Raw genomic sequence first — 15,255 nt, 5'->3', positions numbered from 1 at the left:
CCATGGGCGCCCAGGAAGATGCGGGGGCGGCCGAAGGCGCTGCGGAAGCGGCAGCGGAAGGCGCCGCCAGCGCAGGGCTGTCCGATGCCGACCTCGCATATCGCGAGCGGATGCACGCCAATCGACTGGGCCTGCTGGGCCGTTGCGTGGCGATGATCGTCCACGACGCCGTGCAGCCGGTCGCCTCGCTGACGACGCGCGGCCAGTCGGCACTGCGCTGGCTGCGGCACGACCCGCCCGATGTCGACGCCGCCCTTGCCTCGCTCGAACGCCTGGTGGCCGACGCCCAGCGCGCCGGCACGCTGCTGGCCGAACTCAGGGTGCTGGCGTCGCCCGTGGCGCGGCCACGACAGCCGGTGCCGCTCCACGCGGTGCTGCGCGACACCCTGCACTGGCTCGACGACGACCTGCGGCGCGAAGGCATCGACGTGGAGGTGGACCTGGGGACAGACCTGCGCCACGCCGACATCGTCGTCATGGCCGAGCCTGCCGCACTGCAGCAACTGTTTGGCAATCTGATCGTCAACGCCATGCAAGCCATGGCCGAAGCGCCAATTCAGGCGCGCAAGCTGACCGTGGAACTATCGGACGACGGGCGCGATGCCGTGGTGGCCGTCAGCGACCGGGGCTGCGGTATCGACGCCGACACCCTGCCACGCCTGTTCGACGCGTTTCATACCACCAAGGACGAAGGGATGGGCGTCGGGCTGGCCATCTGCCACCGCATCGTGACCGACCACGGCGGCAGCATCCGCGCCGAAAGCCGGCGCGACGGCGGCGCGCGCTTTGAGATTCGCCTGCCCCGGCAGGAACAACCGGTTTCCCGCGCTGCAACAAGGTAGCGCCGGGCCCAAGGGGAGAGACCATGGCATCGACACAACCGGCCGACCCGTCGGACCGAAATTTCAGACTGAGCCTGCCAAACCGTGCCGACGCGCTGTCGACGAGCTTTGCCGCCAGCTACGCCGGCATCATGGCGTTCATGGCCGTGGCCAGCGAAGGCAGCTTCGCCAAGGCCGGCGAGCGCCTGGGCATCGGACGATCGGCAGTCAGCCGCAACGTGCAGAAGCTGGAAACCCAACTGAGCACGCGGCTGTTTTTGCGCACCACGCGCACCACGCAACTGACACGCGAAGGCCAGCGCTTCTTCGACAACTGCCATCAGGGCGTCACGCATATCGTCGAGGCCATGAACGACATGCTGGAACTGCGCCAGGGCCCGCCGCGCGGGCTGGTGCGCATCAGCGCCACCGTGGGCTTTGGCCGGAAGATCGTGGCGCCGCTGCTCGACAAGTTCGTCAAGGCCTACCCGGACATCGCCATCGACCTGCTGCTGGACGACCGTCCCACGGACTTCGCGTCGGAGCAGATCGACGTGGCCTTCCGCAACGGGCGGATCGAGGATTCCAGCATCATCGCCAAACAGCTCATCCCCATGCAGATGGCGTTGTGCGCCGCGCCATCGTACATCGCCAGGCACGGGATGCCGCAGACGCTGGACGACCTGGCGGAACACGAATGCATCAACTTCCGCTTTTCCAGCGGGCGCATCTTTGAATGGGAGTTCAAGGCCGACGGCATCGTGCGCAAATTCCAGCCCCGCGCCCGCATGACGTTCAACGACGCGGACCTGGTGCTGCACGCCGTGCTGGAGGGCTGGGGTATCGCACAAATGGCCGGCTACCAGATCTGCGACCACATCGAAAGGAACGAACTGGTGGTGGCGCTGGCGCGCCATGCGCCCGACGATCGCGGCCACTACATCTGCTACCTCAGCCGGCAGCACCTGCCCACGCGCATTCGCGTGTTTATCGACTTCATGACCGAGCAGATCCGTGCCATGAACCTGAACTGCCTGACGGACTTCAACGTGGCAGACGAATGCGATGGCGCGGCCGTGGGAGCGGCGGCATGAAGCGCGCCGCGTGGCTCTGCGCCGCCGGCGCGATCCTGCTTTGGGCGTCGTTCGCGACGTTGGTATCCCATGCTCCCGACGTGCCACCGCTGCTGCTGACCGGCCTGGCGCTGTGCCTGGGCAGCGCCACGTGCCTGCACCGCGTACGCGAGTGGCGCGTGCCGCCGCGCACGCTGGCGTTCGGCGTGACGTGCCTGTTCGTGTACAACGCCGGCCTGGTCATGGCTTTCCGGCTGGCGCCGATTGCCGAAGCCAACCTGATCAACTACCTGTGGCCGTTGATCCTGGTGCTGCTTGGCACCACGGTCTGGCGCGGCATCGACTGCACGGCCAAGGTCTCCGGCGCGCTGCTGGGCTTCGGCGGCTGCATCGTCGCCATCACCGCAGGATCTGGCGCCGATGCCTTCGGCGCCGACCTTGGCAGCCTGGGCGGCAGGCATATGGCCGGCTATGCCCTGGCGCTGCTGGCCGCCATCGTTTGGGCCGTCTATTCGCTGGGGGCCCGCTGGTTGCCGCCGTTCTCGTCATGGGCCGTCGGCGGCTTCTGCCTGGGGGCCGGGCTGCTGGCCATTGCCAGCCACTTCCTGCTCGAACCGCGCTTCATGCCATCGACCAGCGATCTGGCGTGGGTGGCAGCAATCGGACTCGGGCCACTGGGCATCTCGTTCGTGCTGTGGGACTACGCCATGCGGCATGGCAACGCCGCACAGATCGGCATTCTCGGCTACAGCACGCCTGTGCTGTCGATGCTGTGCCTGGCGCTGGCCGGCAAGGTCACCGGGCGCGACTGGTCGATGATCTTCCTGGCCTGCACGCTGATCGTGACCGGCGTGGCCGTGGCATCGGCGGGGCCGATGATGTGGCGGCGGGTGGCCTGGGCACGGAAGCCGTAGCGGGGTACGACAGCGCGTGCGCAAAAGAAAAAGCCCCGGAAATTCCGGGGCTTTTTACTGGGCCAGCATTTGACCGCCTCAGGCGGCCAACGCTTGCTTCGCTCAGGCGAAGTTCTTCGAGGCGAAGTCCCAGTTCACGACGTTCCAGAATGCCTCGACGTACTTCGGACGGGCATTGCGATAGTCGATGTAGTAAGCGTGTTCCCACACGTCGCAGGTCAACAGCGGCTTGGCGTCGGTGGTCAGCGGCGTGGCGGCGTTCGAGGTGGACACCAGGTCCAGCGAGCCGTCGGTCTTCTTGACCAGCCAGGCCCAGCCCGAACCGAACGTGCCAACAGCCGTCTTCGTGAACTCTTCCTTGAACTTGTCGAACGAGCCCCACTTGGCGTTGATCGCATCAGCCAGTGCGCCGGTCGGCTGGCCGCCGCCGTTCGGCTTCATCGATTCCCAGTAGAACGTGTGGTTCCACACCTGGGCAGCGTTGTTGAAGATGCCGCCCGACGACTTCTTGGTGATTTCTTCCAGCGTGGCGTTCTCGAACTCGGTGCCCTTGATCAGGTTGTTCAGGTTCGTGACGTACGTCTGGTGGTGCTTGTCATGATGGAACTCCAGGGTCTCCTTGGAGATGTGCGGAGCCAGGGCGTCATGCGCGTACGGGAGAGGAGGGAGCGTGTGTTCCATTGTTCTGTCTCTACGGTTTTGGTGGGGAGAATGGCCGATTGTAGGTGACTTGCCAGACCCGCGCAAACGGCCCCGGAAAGCCCCCTGACCTCATGTTAGTTTCCCCTGCGGCCGCTCAGGGGAGCATTTCCAATCGAGTGAGAATCAGTCGCAACCAGGCCTGCGCCAGCCCCTCGGAAACCCTCAGAATGTCGCCAGTTTGGCCTGTACGTTGGCGATTTCCAGGTCTGCCGTGCCGTCCGCCAGATGCGCCTCGACAATGCTGCCGGCGCGCAGCTCATTGGGCGACCGCAAGGCCCGCCCGCGGTTGTCGAGCAGCACCGCGTAGCCACGTTCCAGCGTGCGCTGCGGGGCCAGCAATTCCAGTGCCCCCGCCGCGCGGGCCAGCCGTTGTGTGTCACGTTCGTGACGCCGTTCCAGCGCGGCATCCATGCGCGCCGCCATCCGATCTAGCGCCGCCTGCGCCGCGCCGGTATCGGGCTGGCAGGCACGCCAGCGCATGGCCAGCAAGTCATGCCGATGGCGCTGGGCAGACACGGTATCCCGCAGTGCCGCACGCAAGTGTCGGGCCAGATTGTCGACCTGCGTGCGCCGTTCCTGCAGTTGCGCCTGCGGGCTGCGCAGCTGGCGCGCCAGCCACTGCAGATGCTGCCCGCGCCGTTCGAGCTGGCGGTCCATGCACTGCGCCAGCGATTCGCTCGCCCGGCGAGCGGCCTGCAGCAGATGCGCGCGGTCGGGGCTGACCAGTTCGGCCGCGCCGGTGGGCGTCGGGGCTCGCACGTCGGCCACGAAATCGGCAATCGTGAAATCGGTTTCGTGACCCACGCCGGACACCACCGGTACGCGACTGCGCGCAATGGCCTGCGCCACCACTTCTTCGTTGAACGACCATAGGTCTTCGATACTGCCGCCGCCACGACACAGGATCAGCACATCGCATTCATCGCGTGCGCTGGCCGTATCGAGCATGGCCGCAATCTTGTCCGCCGCGCCGGCGCCCTGCACCGGCACCGGGTATACGATCACGTTGACGTGGGGCGCACGCCGCTGCAGCGTGGTCAGCACGTCGCGCATCGCGGCGGCCTGCAGGGATGTGATCACGCCAATGGTGCGCGGATGCGACGGGATGGGACGCTTGCGTGCGGTATCGAACAGACCCGCCTGTGCAAGTTTTTCCTTGAGCCGCAGGAACGCCTCGTAGAGATTGCCCAGGCCCGCGCGGCGCATGGCTTCCACGCCAAGCTGCAGTTCGCCGCGCGCCTCGTACATCGACACCACGGCGCGCACTTCGACGGCCTCGCCCTCGCGCGGCGTGAAGTCCACGTGCTGGTTACGGCCGCGGAACATCACGCAGCGGATCTGCGCGCGGGCGTCCTTGAGCGAGAAATACCAGTGGCCGCTGGCGGCCCGGGTGAAGTTGGAAATCTCGCCCCTGACCCACGCCAGCGGGAAGCTGCGTTCCAGTACCCCTGCAATTGCATGGTTGAGTTCGCTGACCGGAATCACCTCGCGCGTGCGCGAGGGCGGCTGGGACGGCGCAAAACGCGAAAGGTTCTCGTTCTCTGGCATGGTGCACGACCGCGCAGGCGGCGTGAGATGGACATGTCCACAGCATAACCGCTATGTCAAGAGGCATTGGGCAACGCACATCCGCTGGCCCGCAATCCGCATGAGTCGGTACAAGCTATTGATTCATTTGAATTTTCTGACGGGACCAAAAAACAGGCAATGTAAGAGAAAACCTTACGCGTCAACCACTTACCAAAACGGCCCGAGGCTTGTTCACAAAGTTATCCACAGAAGCTTTGGATAATGGATTTGTCAAGGGTCTGGCCTGTGGACAACGTATACCTTGCATGCCGACCCACGCTGTGGCAACGCTCGGGCATGGCCGAAGTCGACCTCACCGCACGGCACGCCCAGGCGCCCGATTTGCCCATTTTTTAAGCAACTACGTATACCTCCATACGGATCAACGGGTTAGCTGGCTTCTCCCGGCCTTATCCACAACCGATCCACAATCCTGTCCTGCCGGGATGTGGAAAGTGAACGACCTGCCGGGGTCGCAAGTGACGCCCGCAGCGCCATCGAACTGCCTGCTTTTTAGGCATCAGGGCACTTTCCCTTTCAGATCAATGCGTTAGCGCATGTCTTCGACATCTTTCCACAGCCGATCCACAACACTGTCCCGCCAGAGTGTGGAAAGCCGCGCCTGGCGCGGCTCATGCGACCGCAGTGCGGGCGAATGCATCCGAAAACCGGCGGCAAACCCGTCGACTTGGTGTGCTTTCCCCGCCCTGCACAAAAAACAGGCACCAGTTGAACAATCCTTTCCAATCAATGGGTTAGTCCGTTTTTCCGAAGGCTTTCCACAAGTGGTCCACAATCCTGTCCCGCGCCGCTGTGGAAAGCCGCAGACAGCGCCAGCGTGCGCGGCTTGCCGCGCTGGCCGGGGGCGGGTTAGAGTGGCGCCTGCAATTTTTCGAGCATCGCCGGTGCGCACGCGGAACCAGCGCGCGCATCAAAGGCTGCCGCGCAGTTTGTAGTCATAGCCGTTCCATTTCGGGTCTGTCGCTTTCGTAGAATTTCGGGGGTCCACGTGTTTTCCATCATTCAAGCGGCCGGCTGGCCGATCTGGCCGCTGCTGCTCGCCTCGGTCATCGCGCTCGCGCTGATCGTCGAGCGGTTCGTTTCCCTCAAGCGCAGCAAGATCTTGCCGCCGAAGCTGTACGAGGAGGCGCTTTCCGCCGCCCAGCAGCGCAAGGCCACGCCTGAGATCGTCAACAATCTCGAGAAGAATTCCCCGCTCGGCCGCGTGCTGGCCGCCGGCCTGCGCCATGTGGTGCTGCAGCCGCAGACGTCGCGCGATGCCGCCAAGGACGTGGTGGAAGAAGCCGGCCGCGTCGTGGCGCACGACCTGGAGCGCTACCTGAACGCGCTGGGCACGATTGCCTCGGTGGCGCCGCTGATGGGCCTGCTGGGCACCGTGATCGGCATGATCGAGATCTTCGGGCACCAGGGCGGCACGGGCGCCAACCCCGAGCAGCTGGCACACGGCATCTCGGTGGCGCTGTACAACACGGCCTTCGGCCTGATCGTGGCGATTCCAGCCCTGATCTTCTGGCGCTACTTCCGCCGCCTGGTGGACGACTACGTGGCCGAGCTCGAATTCCGCGCCACCGCGTTCCTGGACGCCATCCTGCCGCAGCGCAGGGCCTGACGCGCTCGGGAGCACGCCATGCGTTTCCGTTCCCGCCAGCGGCGCGAGGAGCCAGAGATCAACCTGATCCCGCTCATCGACGTGCTGCTCGTGATCCTGATCTTCCTGATGATCACGACCACGTACTCGCGCTTTACCGAACTGCAGATCCAGCTGCCCACCGCCGATGCCGATCGCGCGCAGCAACATCCGACCGAGATCGTCGTCTCGGTGTCGGCACGCGGGGTCTACTCCGTCAACAAGCAGGTGCTGGAGCAGAAGGACGTCACCAGCCTGGCCGACCAGCTGCGCAGCGCCGCGGGCCCGGCCGGCAGCGGGCAGCAGCCCGTGGTCATCGTCAATGCCGATGCCCAGGCCACGCACCAGGCGGTGATCAACGTGATGGAAGCGGCGCGTGTAGCCGGCCTGTCGCGCCTGACCTTCGCCACGCAGAGCTCGCAGCAGCGCTGACGCCCGCACCGGGCGCGCAGGGCTGGATGGGCGGCAAACTTGCCGCATGCGCTGCGCAGTGCCCATAATGTCTGCATCGGGACGATGCCACCCCAAGGGTGGCATCGCCTTTTTCCATCCATCCGCTCATGCCCGCTCCCCGACACGCCCTTGCCGACTTCGTCACCGTCCAGTGGCAGCGCCGCGGCTGGTTCGCCTGGCTGATGTGGCCACTGTCGCTGCTGTTCGGACTGATCGCACGCATCCGGCGCCACGGCTACCGGCAGGGCTGGTTCCAGTCCACGCGACTGCCGATGCCCGTGATCGTGGTCGGCAACGTCACCGTAGGCGGCACCGGCAAGACGCCGGCCGTGATCGCCCTGGCCCATGCACTGTGCGAGGCCGGGCTCCGTCCCGGCGTGGTATCGCGCGGCTACGGCGTGACCCTGAAACATCCGCGCCGGGTCAAGCCGACCTCGAAGGCCGTGGACGTGGGCGACGAGCCGCTGCTGATTGCGCGCGCCACCGATGTGCCCGTGTGGGTGTTCCCCGACCGCGCGCTGTGCGCGCAGACGATGCTGGTGTCGCACCCCGGCGTCAACGTGCTGCTGCTCGACGACGGGCTGCAGCATTACCGCCTGCAGCGCGACTTCGAGATCGTCATGTTCGATGCACGCATGGGCGGCAACGGCATGCTGCTGCCGGCCGGGCCGCTGCGCGAACCGCTGAGCCGGCCACGCGACGCCACACTGATCAACGACCCGAACTTCAAGGCCACGCCTGACAAGCCCAATGTCTATGGCATGCGCCTGGAATTGGACGACGCCTGGCAGCTCAACGACCCCACCATGGCGCGCCCCGTGACGCAGTTCGCGGGCAAGCGCGTGCTGGCCGCGGCCGGCATCGGCAACCCGGAACGGTTCTTTGCCAGCCTGCGGCGCGCGGGCCTGGTGCCCACGGCAACGATGCCGCTGCCCGACCATTACGACTTCGCCGACGACCCGTTCGCCAGCGACGACGACGCGCTCAATGCGGATGTGATCCTGATCACCGAGAAGGATGCCGTAAAATGCGAGCGCTTTGACGACCCGAGGATCTGGGTCGTCCCCACCACGCCCGTGATCGACGCGGGCCTGATCGATAAAATCCGCCGCGTCGTACTGGCGCGCAACCCGGCCGTCGCCACACCCGTCACCACGGGGCAATCCTCCGCCACGGGCGCGGCGACCGGACTCGACAAGGAACACCAGGATGGACAACCGGCTGCTTGAAATCCTCGTCTGCCCGCTGTGCAAGGGCAAGCTGGAATACGACCGCGCCGCCCAGGAACTGATCTGCCACGCCGACAAGCTGGCCTACCCGATTCGCGACGGTATCCCGGTCATGCTGGCCGATGAAGCCCGCCAGTCGGTGCCCGGCCGCGTGGTGCCCGTGGAACCGTCCGGCAACTGACCGGACGCCCGCGCCGCCAGCATCGGCGCAGTCAGGCAATCATCATGAGCATCCCTGCATTTACCGTCGTCATTCCGGCGCGCCTGGCTTCCACCCGGCTGCCGAACAAGCCGCTGGCCGACATTGGCGGCCATCCGATGATCGTGCGCGTGGCCGAACGCGCGCATGCCTCGTCGGCACAGCGCACCGTGGTGGCCACCGATGCGCCCGAAGTGGCGGCAGCCTGCGCCGCGCGCGGCGTGGAGGCCGTGATCACACGCGCCGACCATCCGTCGGGCACCGACCGCCTGTCTGAAGTGGCCGCTCACCTGGGCCTGGCCGACGACGCCATTGTGGTCAACGTGCAGGGCGACGAGCCGCTGATCGATCCGAACCTGATCGACGAGGTGGCGCTGCACCTGGCCGCGCACCCCGATTGCGCAATCGCCACAGCCGCCCACCCGCTGGACGATGTGGCAGAGGTCTTCAATCCGAATGTCGTGAAGGTGGTGTGCGACAACGCGGGCTGCGCGCTGTACTTCTCGCGCGCGCCGATCCCTTGGGCGCGAGACGCGTGGGCCGCCGTGCCAACGCAGCCGGCCGCCGGCGCGCAAGTGCCGATGCCGGCCATGCCCGTGCTGCGCCATATCGGTATTTACGCCTATCGCGCGGGCTTTCTGCGGCGGTTTCCGACGCTGGCGATCTCGCCGGTCGAGCAGGTCGAGGCGCTGGAACAACTGCGCGCCATGTGGCACGGAGAGCGCATTGGCGTGATGGTGACAGCGGCGGCGCCGGCACCCGGCGTGGATACGCCAGCCGACCTGGAGCGCGTGCGCGCACTTTGGGCGCAGGGCATGGCCCAGGACGGCCCCTGAATCCCGACTAACGGCATGGCGCCGTAGACCCCGGTTTCCCGCTGAAGTTCATACTGCTGCAACCTGGACGAAGGCCGAACCGGCATTGCCCATGGCATAATGCCTGCCGATACAGAGCCCGCAGCCGTGCGCAACACGTCTGCAAAGGCTCGGTGGGGAGATAGAGATCGAGCCGCCCGGATGCGCGCCGCTGGCCAGTCGCCGCGATTTGCAGGACCTTCGCACGACAGGCAGCCGACGCCGCGCTTCGGGCGCCGCGCATGAGCGGACGTCGGCATATGCCTTGACCTTCACGTAGAGACGTCGAGGCATGGCCGGACGTAAGTCCCGCGTCAAGTTGCAGCGGTACCCTCCTTCCATAGATCCCGCCAGACCGAATTCAAATACCTTGAGGACCCGTAAATGCGTTTGATCCTGTTGGGCGCGCCTGGCGCCGGCAAAGGCACGCAAGCCAAGTTCATCTGCGAGAAGTTCGGCATTCCGCAAATCTCCACGGGCGACATGCTGCGCGCCGCGGTGAAGGCCGGTACGCCGCTGGGCATCGAAGCCAAGAAAGTGATGGACGCGGGCGGACTGGTGTCGGATGACATCATTATCGGCCTGGTGAAGGACCGTCTTAAGCAGCCGGACTGCGAAAAAGGCTATCTGTTCGACGGCTTCCCGCGCACGATTCCCCAGGCCGAGGCCATGAAGGAAGCTGGCGTGGCCATCGACTACGTGCTGGAAATCGACGTACCGTTCGATGCCATCATCGAGCGCATGAGCGGTCGCCGCGTCCACGTGGCATCGGGCCGCACCTACCACGTGCGCTACAACCCGCCGAAGGTGGAAAACGTCGACGACGAAACCGGCGAAGCGCTGATCCAGCGCGACGACGACAAGGAAGACACGGTGCGCAAGCGCCTGGACGTGTACTCGCAGCAGACGCGTCCGCTGGTCGACTACTACTCCGACTGGGCCAGCAAGGGCGATGCGTCGACCAAGGTGGCGCCACCCCAGTATCGCAAGATCGTGGGCGTGGGCGACGTGGACAAGATCACGGCCAGCGTGTTCGAGGCGCTGAAGTAATCGGCACTGCCCTGCAGTACATCGGAAACGACCCAGGCATCCCTGGGCCGTTTTTGTTTTTGGGGCTGACCCGGGCTTACGCGGGGCGATGATTTACGTTAACGTAAACGGCACTCAATCGCGACACTCGATCGCGGCACAACTCTCAAATCCCGGCAGCGAATCGCGGCACCCAGATCGCCGCATCCCAACAACGAGGAGACAGACCGATGGACATCCAGGGCAACGTATTCATCGTCACCGGCGGCGCGTCGGGGCTGGGCGCGGGCACCGCGCGCATGCTGGCGCAGGCGGGCGGCAAGGTGGTGATCGCCGACCTCAACGAGGCGGCCGGCACCGCGCTGGCCCAGGAACTGGGCGGCCAGTACGTGAAGTGCGACGTCACGTCGGAGGCCGATGGCCAGGCCGTGGTCGATGCCGCCCGCAAGCTCGGCCGGCTGTCCGGCCTGGTGAACTGCGCGGGTATTGCCGTGGCGGCCAAGACCGTGGGCAAGAACGGCCCGCATCCGCTCGATGCCTTCGAGAAGACCATCCGCGTGAACCTGATCGGCACGTTCAACATGATCCGGCTGGCAGCGGCGGCGATGGTGGAAAACACGCCCGATGCGGAAGGCGAGCGCGGCGTGATCATCAATACCGCGTCGGTGGCGGCCTTCGACGGCCAGATCGGCCAGGCGGCCTATGCGGCGTCCAAGGGCGGCGTGGTCGGCATGACACTGGCCATCGCCCGCGACCTGGCGCGCGACGGCGTGCGCTGCATGACCATCGCGCCGGGCCTGTTCGAGACGCCGATGCTGCTGGGCATGCCGCCCGAAGTGCAGGACGCGCTGGGCAAGATGGTGCCGTTCCCGCCGCGCCTGGGCCGTCCGACCGAATTCGCGAAGCTGGCGCAGGCCATTATCGGCAATACGATGATGAACGGCGAAGTGATCCGCCTCGATGGCGCGATCCGCATGCAGCCAAAGTAACGAAGGCCTACGCCGTCGGCAGCAGCATCGCCAGCATCAAGCCTGGCACGGCCGGCGGCACCAGCGTCAACTGCTCCAGATAGACCAGGCCGTGCGCGGGATGATGAAAGCCGCGCCGGCCGCCCTGCCGCTCCTCTACATCCTGCGACCGCCAGGCATTGGCAAATGCCGGACTGTCCGCCATCAACTGCTCCACCAGCGCGCGTGTGGGCGGATCTTCCGCATGGCGCAGGCTGTGCACGCGGAATTCCGCCACCAGCCGCGCCGCCCGGTGCTGCCAGTCTTCCACCAGCGTCTGCAGGCCAGGCGACAGGAACATGGCCCGCAACAGATTGCGCTCGGTGCTGGCGTCATCGAGCCATCCGACGAACAGGTCGGCCGCCGCATCGTTCCAGGCCAGCGCCGTCCACTGGCGATCCAGCAGATACGCCGGCGCCGCAATCGCCTGCACGCTGGCCAGCAACGCCTGCGGAACCGCCGGCTCGGCGTCGTGCCGGGGTTCGGGCTTGCCGGCCAGCGCATACAGATAGGCGCGTTCCGCGCGCGACAGGCGCAAGGCCTGCGCGAGGCTGGCCAGCGCACGCACCGACATCGCCACCGGACGCCCCTGCTCCAGCCAGGTCACCCATGTGGCACTGAGCCCGGCCAGTTGCGCCACTTCCTCGCGCCGCAGCCCTGGCGTGCGGCGGCGCCGACCGGGCGGCAGGCCGACATCGACCGGGCTCAGCCGCTCGCGGTGATTGCGCAGGAACGCGCCCAGTTCGGATTCGCGGGATGCGGGATCAAGGGGCTCGACGGACATGGCTGGTGGCGCTTATACCAGGATAAAAGAGTGACTTGTACCGGGAAAACACGAAGTCTACAGTACGTGAACCCCCGGGCCCGGGCAATCCCCCCTTCTCTTTTCACCCTCCTAAAAAGAACGAGGCACCCCTCATGCAACAGCAGGAACTCGTCGCCGCCCAGTTCGGCGCCACCGCCAGTGCGTATCTCACCAGCACCGTCCACGCCCAGGGCGCGGACCTGGAGCAACTCAAGCAGGCGCTGGCACACCTGAAGCCGGTGGCGCACAGCCGCGTGCTCGACCTGGGCTGCGGCGCCGGCCATGCCAGCTTTGCCGCCGCAACGGTTGTCAACGAAGTGGTGGCTTACGACCTGTCGGCCGAAATGCTCGATGTCGTGGCCGGCGCCGCCAGGGACCGTGGCCTGTCCAACATCACCACCCGGCAAGGCGCGGCCGAGCGCCTGCCCTTCGACGATGCCAGCTTCTGTGCCGTCGTCTCCCGCATGAGCGCCCATCACTGGCGCGACGTGCCGGCCGCGCTGCGCGAAATCCGCCGGGTACTCAAGCCCAACGGCAAGGTGGTGCTGATCGATATCGTCGGCGCCGAAGACCCGCTCTGCGACACCTGGTTGCAATCGGTGGAACTGCTGCGCGATCCATCGCACATCCGCGACTACACGCCGGTGGACTGGGCGCGTCTGTTCGGGCAGGCGGGCTTCGAGGTAGAGGTGTCGCCGGTCTGGCGGATCGAGATTGAATTCCAGAGCTGGGTGACGCGCATGCGCACGGCGGAGGTGGCGCAGGCGGCCATCCGCCACCTGTGGGACAAGGCGCCCGCCGAAGTGCGTGACCGCTATCGCGTGCAGGCCGATGGCAGCTTCGCGCTGGAAGCCGCGCTGGTCACGGCCACGCCGGCGGGCTGATGCCCGACAGCTAGACGGCCCCGGTGACGGTGGTCGCTTAGTCAGTCGCCACTTCGGCCGGGATCGGCATGGTCTGGACCATTTCCCAGACCGCGGCGGCGGCCGGCGACAGCGACCTGTCTTCGCGCCGCACCATGACGATGCTGCGTTCCTCGCGCGGGGTCAGCGGCTTCGACACCAGCGGCGACGCCGCGGGCAGCGGCAGCGAGAACGACGGCAGCACCGAGGCGCCGATCCCCGCCTCCACCATCCCGAACACGCTGGCCGAGTGGCCCAGCTCCTGCACCACCTGCGGCGCCACGCCGTGGCGCGCCAGAATGCGGTCGATCAGCGGCCGGCTGCCCGAAGCAAAGTCCAGCAGCACCAGGCGCTCGCCATGCAGGGCGCTCCATGGCACCGAATCGGCACCGGCCAACGGGTGATCGCGCCGGCACACGAAGCAGAACGGATCGGTCGCCAGCGGGGCAATCGTCAGCCCTTCCCGCGCCAGCGGATCAATCAGCACGCCAAAGTCCACCGCCCCGGCGCGGATCTGTTCGAGCCCATCGGCCTGGACGTTGTCGCGCACAAACAACCGGATCTCGGGGTATCGGCTGGCGCAGGCCGCCACATACATCGGCATCAATCTCGCGGAGATGGTCGGCGCACTGGCTATCACCACCCTCCCGCGATAGCGCTCCCCTAACTGCCGGGTTTCTTCGAGCGTGTCGTCGAGCTGGCCCAAAAGTCGCTCCAGGGCCGGGACCAATGCCGTGCCGGCATCGGTCAGCACCACCTCACGCGTGGTGCGGTCAAGCAGACGCACGCCAAGCGCCTCTTCCAGCTCGGCCACACCCCGACTGACGGCGGGCTGCGTGAGGCCAACGGCATCCGCCGCCCGGCTGAAGCTGCCGTGCGCCGCCACCGCAAGAAAGACCCGTAACTGCCGGAGTGTGTAATTCATGCAACTAAAAAATGAATAAATGAAATAAATGAATTTGCATTCTAAGCAAGACAAGCGTCCAATACCAAGCGGAAACCCTTACGCACTATCCCCGATGTCTACCTTTCTCGCCCCTTTCAAAAAGATTTACGACCTTATCGACGGGTTCGTTCTCATCATGCTGTGTGCGATCGGCATCGCGCTGGTCGCGCCGGAAATCGGCGCCGGCGATGGCCCGCTGCATCTCGGCATCGTCACCAGTCTTGGTGTCGCGCTGGTGTTCTTCCTGCACGGCGCCGCATTGTCGCGCGACAAGCTTGTGGCCGGGGCCAAGCACTGGCGCCTGCATGTCTTCGTGCAGTCGTTCACCTACATCGTGTTTCCGATCGTGGGTGTCCTGCTGATGCTGTCGCTGCGCAACACGCTGCCGCCCGAACTGCTGCTTGGCGTGTTCTACCTGTGCGCGCTGCCGTCCACGGTATCGTCGTCGGTAGCCATGACGTCGATGGCGCGCGGCAATGTGCCAGGCGCCATCTTCAACGCCACCATCTCGGGCCTGATCGGCATGGCGCTGACCCCACTGCTGATGGGTCTGGTGATCAGCGCCAGCGGTGCCTCGATGCCGCTGGGCCGCGCGCTGACGGGCGTGGCGCTGCAACTGCTGCTGCCGTTTGCACTGGGCCAGGCCTTCCGCCCGCTGATCGGCAACTGGCTGGCCAAGAAGAAGCAGGTCACCAACAAGGTTGACCGTGGCGTGATCGTGCTGATCGTATATTCGTCGTTCTGCGATGCCACCGCTGCCGGCCTGTGGCACCAGTATTCGTGGCAGACCATCGGCGCTGTGATGGGTATCGCCGCCGTGATGCTGTTCGTGATTCTGGGCACCACCACGTTCACGGCGCGCCGCCTCGGTTTCTCGGTCGAGGATGAAATCACCGCCGTGTTCTGCGGCTCGAAGAAGAGCCTGGCCAACGGCATCCCGATGGCCAAGATCCTGTTCGCCGGCCATCCGGCGCTGGGCCTGCTGGTGCTGCCGCTGATGGTCTACCACCAGCTGCAGCTGATCGTCTGCTCGGTGATCGCGGCGCGCTACGCCAGCCGCGACGAAGTCAAGGAAGCCCGCAACGCGGTGCGCGCCTGATCGTA

General features: G+C 66.0%; 16 protein-coding genes. 12 read left to right on the top strand and 4 right to left on the bottom strand.

Annotated elements, in window-relative coordinates; all coding sequences use genetic code 11:
* The first annotated feature begins 2 nt into the window (after positions 1–2).
* From CYJ10_RS03830 to CYJ10_RS03820, 3 genes are read left to right on the top strand one after another with little or no spacing between them, the layout of a single operon-like run.
* Positions 3–842 (top strand): sensor histidine kinase, encoded by an 840-nt coding sequence (locus CYJ10_RS03830; protein ID WP_101680202.1) that lies wholly within the window; start codon positions 3–5, stop codon positions 840–842.
* 23 nt (positions 843–865) lie between these two features.
* Positions 866–1,915, top strand: a complete 1,050-nt coding sequence (locus tag CYJ10_RS03825) for a LysR family transcriptional regulator (protein WP_101680201.1) — start codon at positions 866–868, stop codon at positions 1,913–1,915.
* Positions 1,912–2,808 (top strand): DMT family transporter, encoded by an 897-nt coding sequence (locus CYJ10_RS03820; protein ID WP_180862830.1) that lies wholly within the window; start codon positions 1,912–1,914, stop codon positions 2,806–2,808. Before CYJ10_RS03825 ends, CYJ10_RS03820 begins: the two co-directional genes overlap by 4 nt.
* Before the next feature lie 102 nt (positions 2,809–2,910).
* On the opposite strand, the gene sodB is transcribed toward CYJ10_RS03820, so the two are convergent.
* Together sodB and xseA are read right to left on the bottom strand one after the other, a co-directional pair.
* Positions 2,911–3,489, bottom strand: coding sequence for a superoxide dismutase [Fe] (gene sodB / locus CYJ10_RS03815; RefSeq protein WP_101680199.1), 579 nt, complete (start codon positions 3,487–3,489; stop codon positions 2,911–2,913).
* A 183-nt stretch (positions 3,490–3,672) separates the two neighbouring features.
* A complete protein-coding gene (gene xseA / locus CYJ10_RS03810) occupies positions 3,673–5,058 on the bottom strand; it encodes an exodeoxyribonuclease VII large subunit (RefSeq protein WP_101680198.1) in 1,386 nt (461 codons plus the stop codon).
* Positions 5,059–6,088: 1,030 nt separating this feature from the next.
* On the opposite strand from xseA, the gene CYJ10_RS03805 reads away from it, so the two are divergent.
* The 7 genes from CYJ10_RS03805 to CYJ10_RS03775 all read left to right on the top strand — a co-directional run bounded on the left by CYJ10_RS03805 (position 6,089) and on the right by CYJ10_RS03775 (position 11,480).
* Positions 6,089–6,709 (top strand): MotA/TolQ/ExbB proton channel family protein, encoded by a 621-nt coding sequence (locus tag CYJ10_RS03805; RefSeq protein ID WP_101680197.1) that lies wholly within the window; start codon positions 6,089–6,091, stop codon positions 6,707–6,709.
* An 18-nt stretch (positions 6,710–6,727) separates the two neighbouring features.
* Complete coding sequence (locus CYJ10_RS03800) at positions 6,728–7,159, top strand: ExbD/TolR family protein (RefSeq protein ID WP_101680196.1); 432 nt, start codon at positions 6,728–6,730, stop codon at positions 7,157–7,159.
* Positions 7,160–7,287: 128 nt separating this feature from the next.
* Positions 7,288–8,409, top strand: a complete 1,122-nt coding sequence (lpxK, locus tag CYJ10_RS03795) for a tetraacyldisaccharide 4'-kinase (RefSeq protein WP_101680195.1) — start codon at positions 7,288–7,290, stop codon at positions 8,407–8,409.
* Complete coding sequence (locus CYJ10_RS03790; RefSeq protein WP_101680194.1) at positions 8,390–8,590, top strand: Trm112 family protein; 201 nt, start codon at positions 8,390–8,392, stop codon at positions 8,588–8,590. Before lpxK ends, CYJ10_RS03790 begins: the two co-directional genes overlap by 20 nt.
* Before the next feature lie 44 nt (positions 8,591–8,634).
* The gene (gene kdsB, locus CYJ10_RS03785) at positions 8,635–9,444 is read left to right on the top strand and encodes a 3-deoxy-manno-octulosonate cytidylyltransferase (RefSeq protein WP_101680193.1); all 810 of its coding nucleotides are present in this window, start codon (positions 8,635–8,637) and stop codon (positions 9,442–9,444) included.
* A gap of 402 nt (positions 9,445–9,846) precedes the next feature.
* Positions 9,847–10,512: an adenylate kinase gene (adk, locus tag CYJ10_RS03780; RefSeq protein WP_101680192.1), complete on the top strand. Its 666-nt coding sequence runs from the start codon at positions 9,847–9,849 to the stop codon at positions 10,510–10,512.
* Positions 10,513–10,721: 209 nt separating this feature from the next.
* Positions 10,722–11,480 carry a 3-hydroxyacyl-CoA dehydrogenase gene (locus CYJ10_RS03775; protein WP_066739379.1) on the top strand — a complete coding sequence of 253 codons (759 nt, stop codon included), beginning with the start codon at positions 10,722–10,724 and terminating at the stop codon, positions 11,478–11,480.
* Between the two features lie 7 nt (positions 11,481–11,487).
* Here CYJ10_RS03775 and CYJ10_RS03770 read toward each other — a convergent pair whose 3' ends face one another.
* Positions 11,488–12,282, bottom strand: coding sequence for a helix-turn-helix transcriptional regulator (locus CYJ10_RS03770; RefSeq protein WP_101680191.1), 795 nt, complete (start codon positions 12,280–12,282; stop codon positions 11,488–11,490).
* Between the two features lie 134 nt (positions 12,283–12,416).
* Here CYJ10_RS03770 and CYJ10_RS03765 point away from each other — a divergent pair, with 134 nt between their 5' ends.
* Positions 12,417–13,187 (top strand): class I SAM-dependent methyltransferase, encoded by a 771-nt coding sequence (locus CYJ10_RS03765; RefSeq protein WP_101680190.1) that lies wholly within the window; start codon positions 12,417–12,419, stop codon positions 13,185–13,187.
* A 37-nt stretch (positions 13,188–13,224) separates the two neighbouring features.
* On the opposite strand, the gene CYJ10_RS03760 is transcribed toward CYJ10_RS03765, so the two are convergent.
* The gene (locus CYJ10_RS03760; protein ID WP_101680189.1) at positions 13,225–14,130 is read right to left on the bottom strand and encodes a LysR family transcriptional regulator; all 906 of its coding nucleotides are present in this window, start codon (positions 14,128–14,130) and stop codon (positions 13,225–13,227) included.
* Positions 14,131–14,224: 94 nt separating this feature from the next.
* On the opposite strand from CYJ10_RS03760, the gene CYJ10_RS03755 reads away from it, so the two are divergent.
* The gene (locus tag CYJ10_RS03755; RefSeq protein WP_101680188.1) at positions 14,225–15,250 is read left to right on the top strand and encodes a bile acid:sodium symporter family protein; all 1,026 of its coding nucleotides are present in this window, start codon (positions 14,225–14,227) and stop codon (positions 15,248–15,250) included.
* The last annotated feature ends 5 nt before the right edge of the window (positions 15,251–15,255 follow it).

The organism is Cupriavidus pauculus, assembly GCF_002858765.1.
GTDB lineage: Bacteria > Pseudomonadota > Gammaproteobacteria > Burkholderiales > Burkholderiaceae > Cupriavidus > Cupriavidus pauculus_B.
This window is presented reverse-complemented; position numbering and strand designations above follow the sequence as displayed.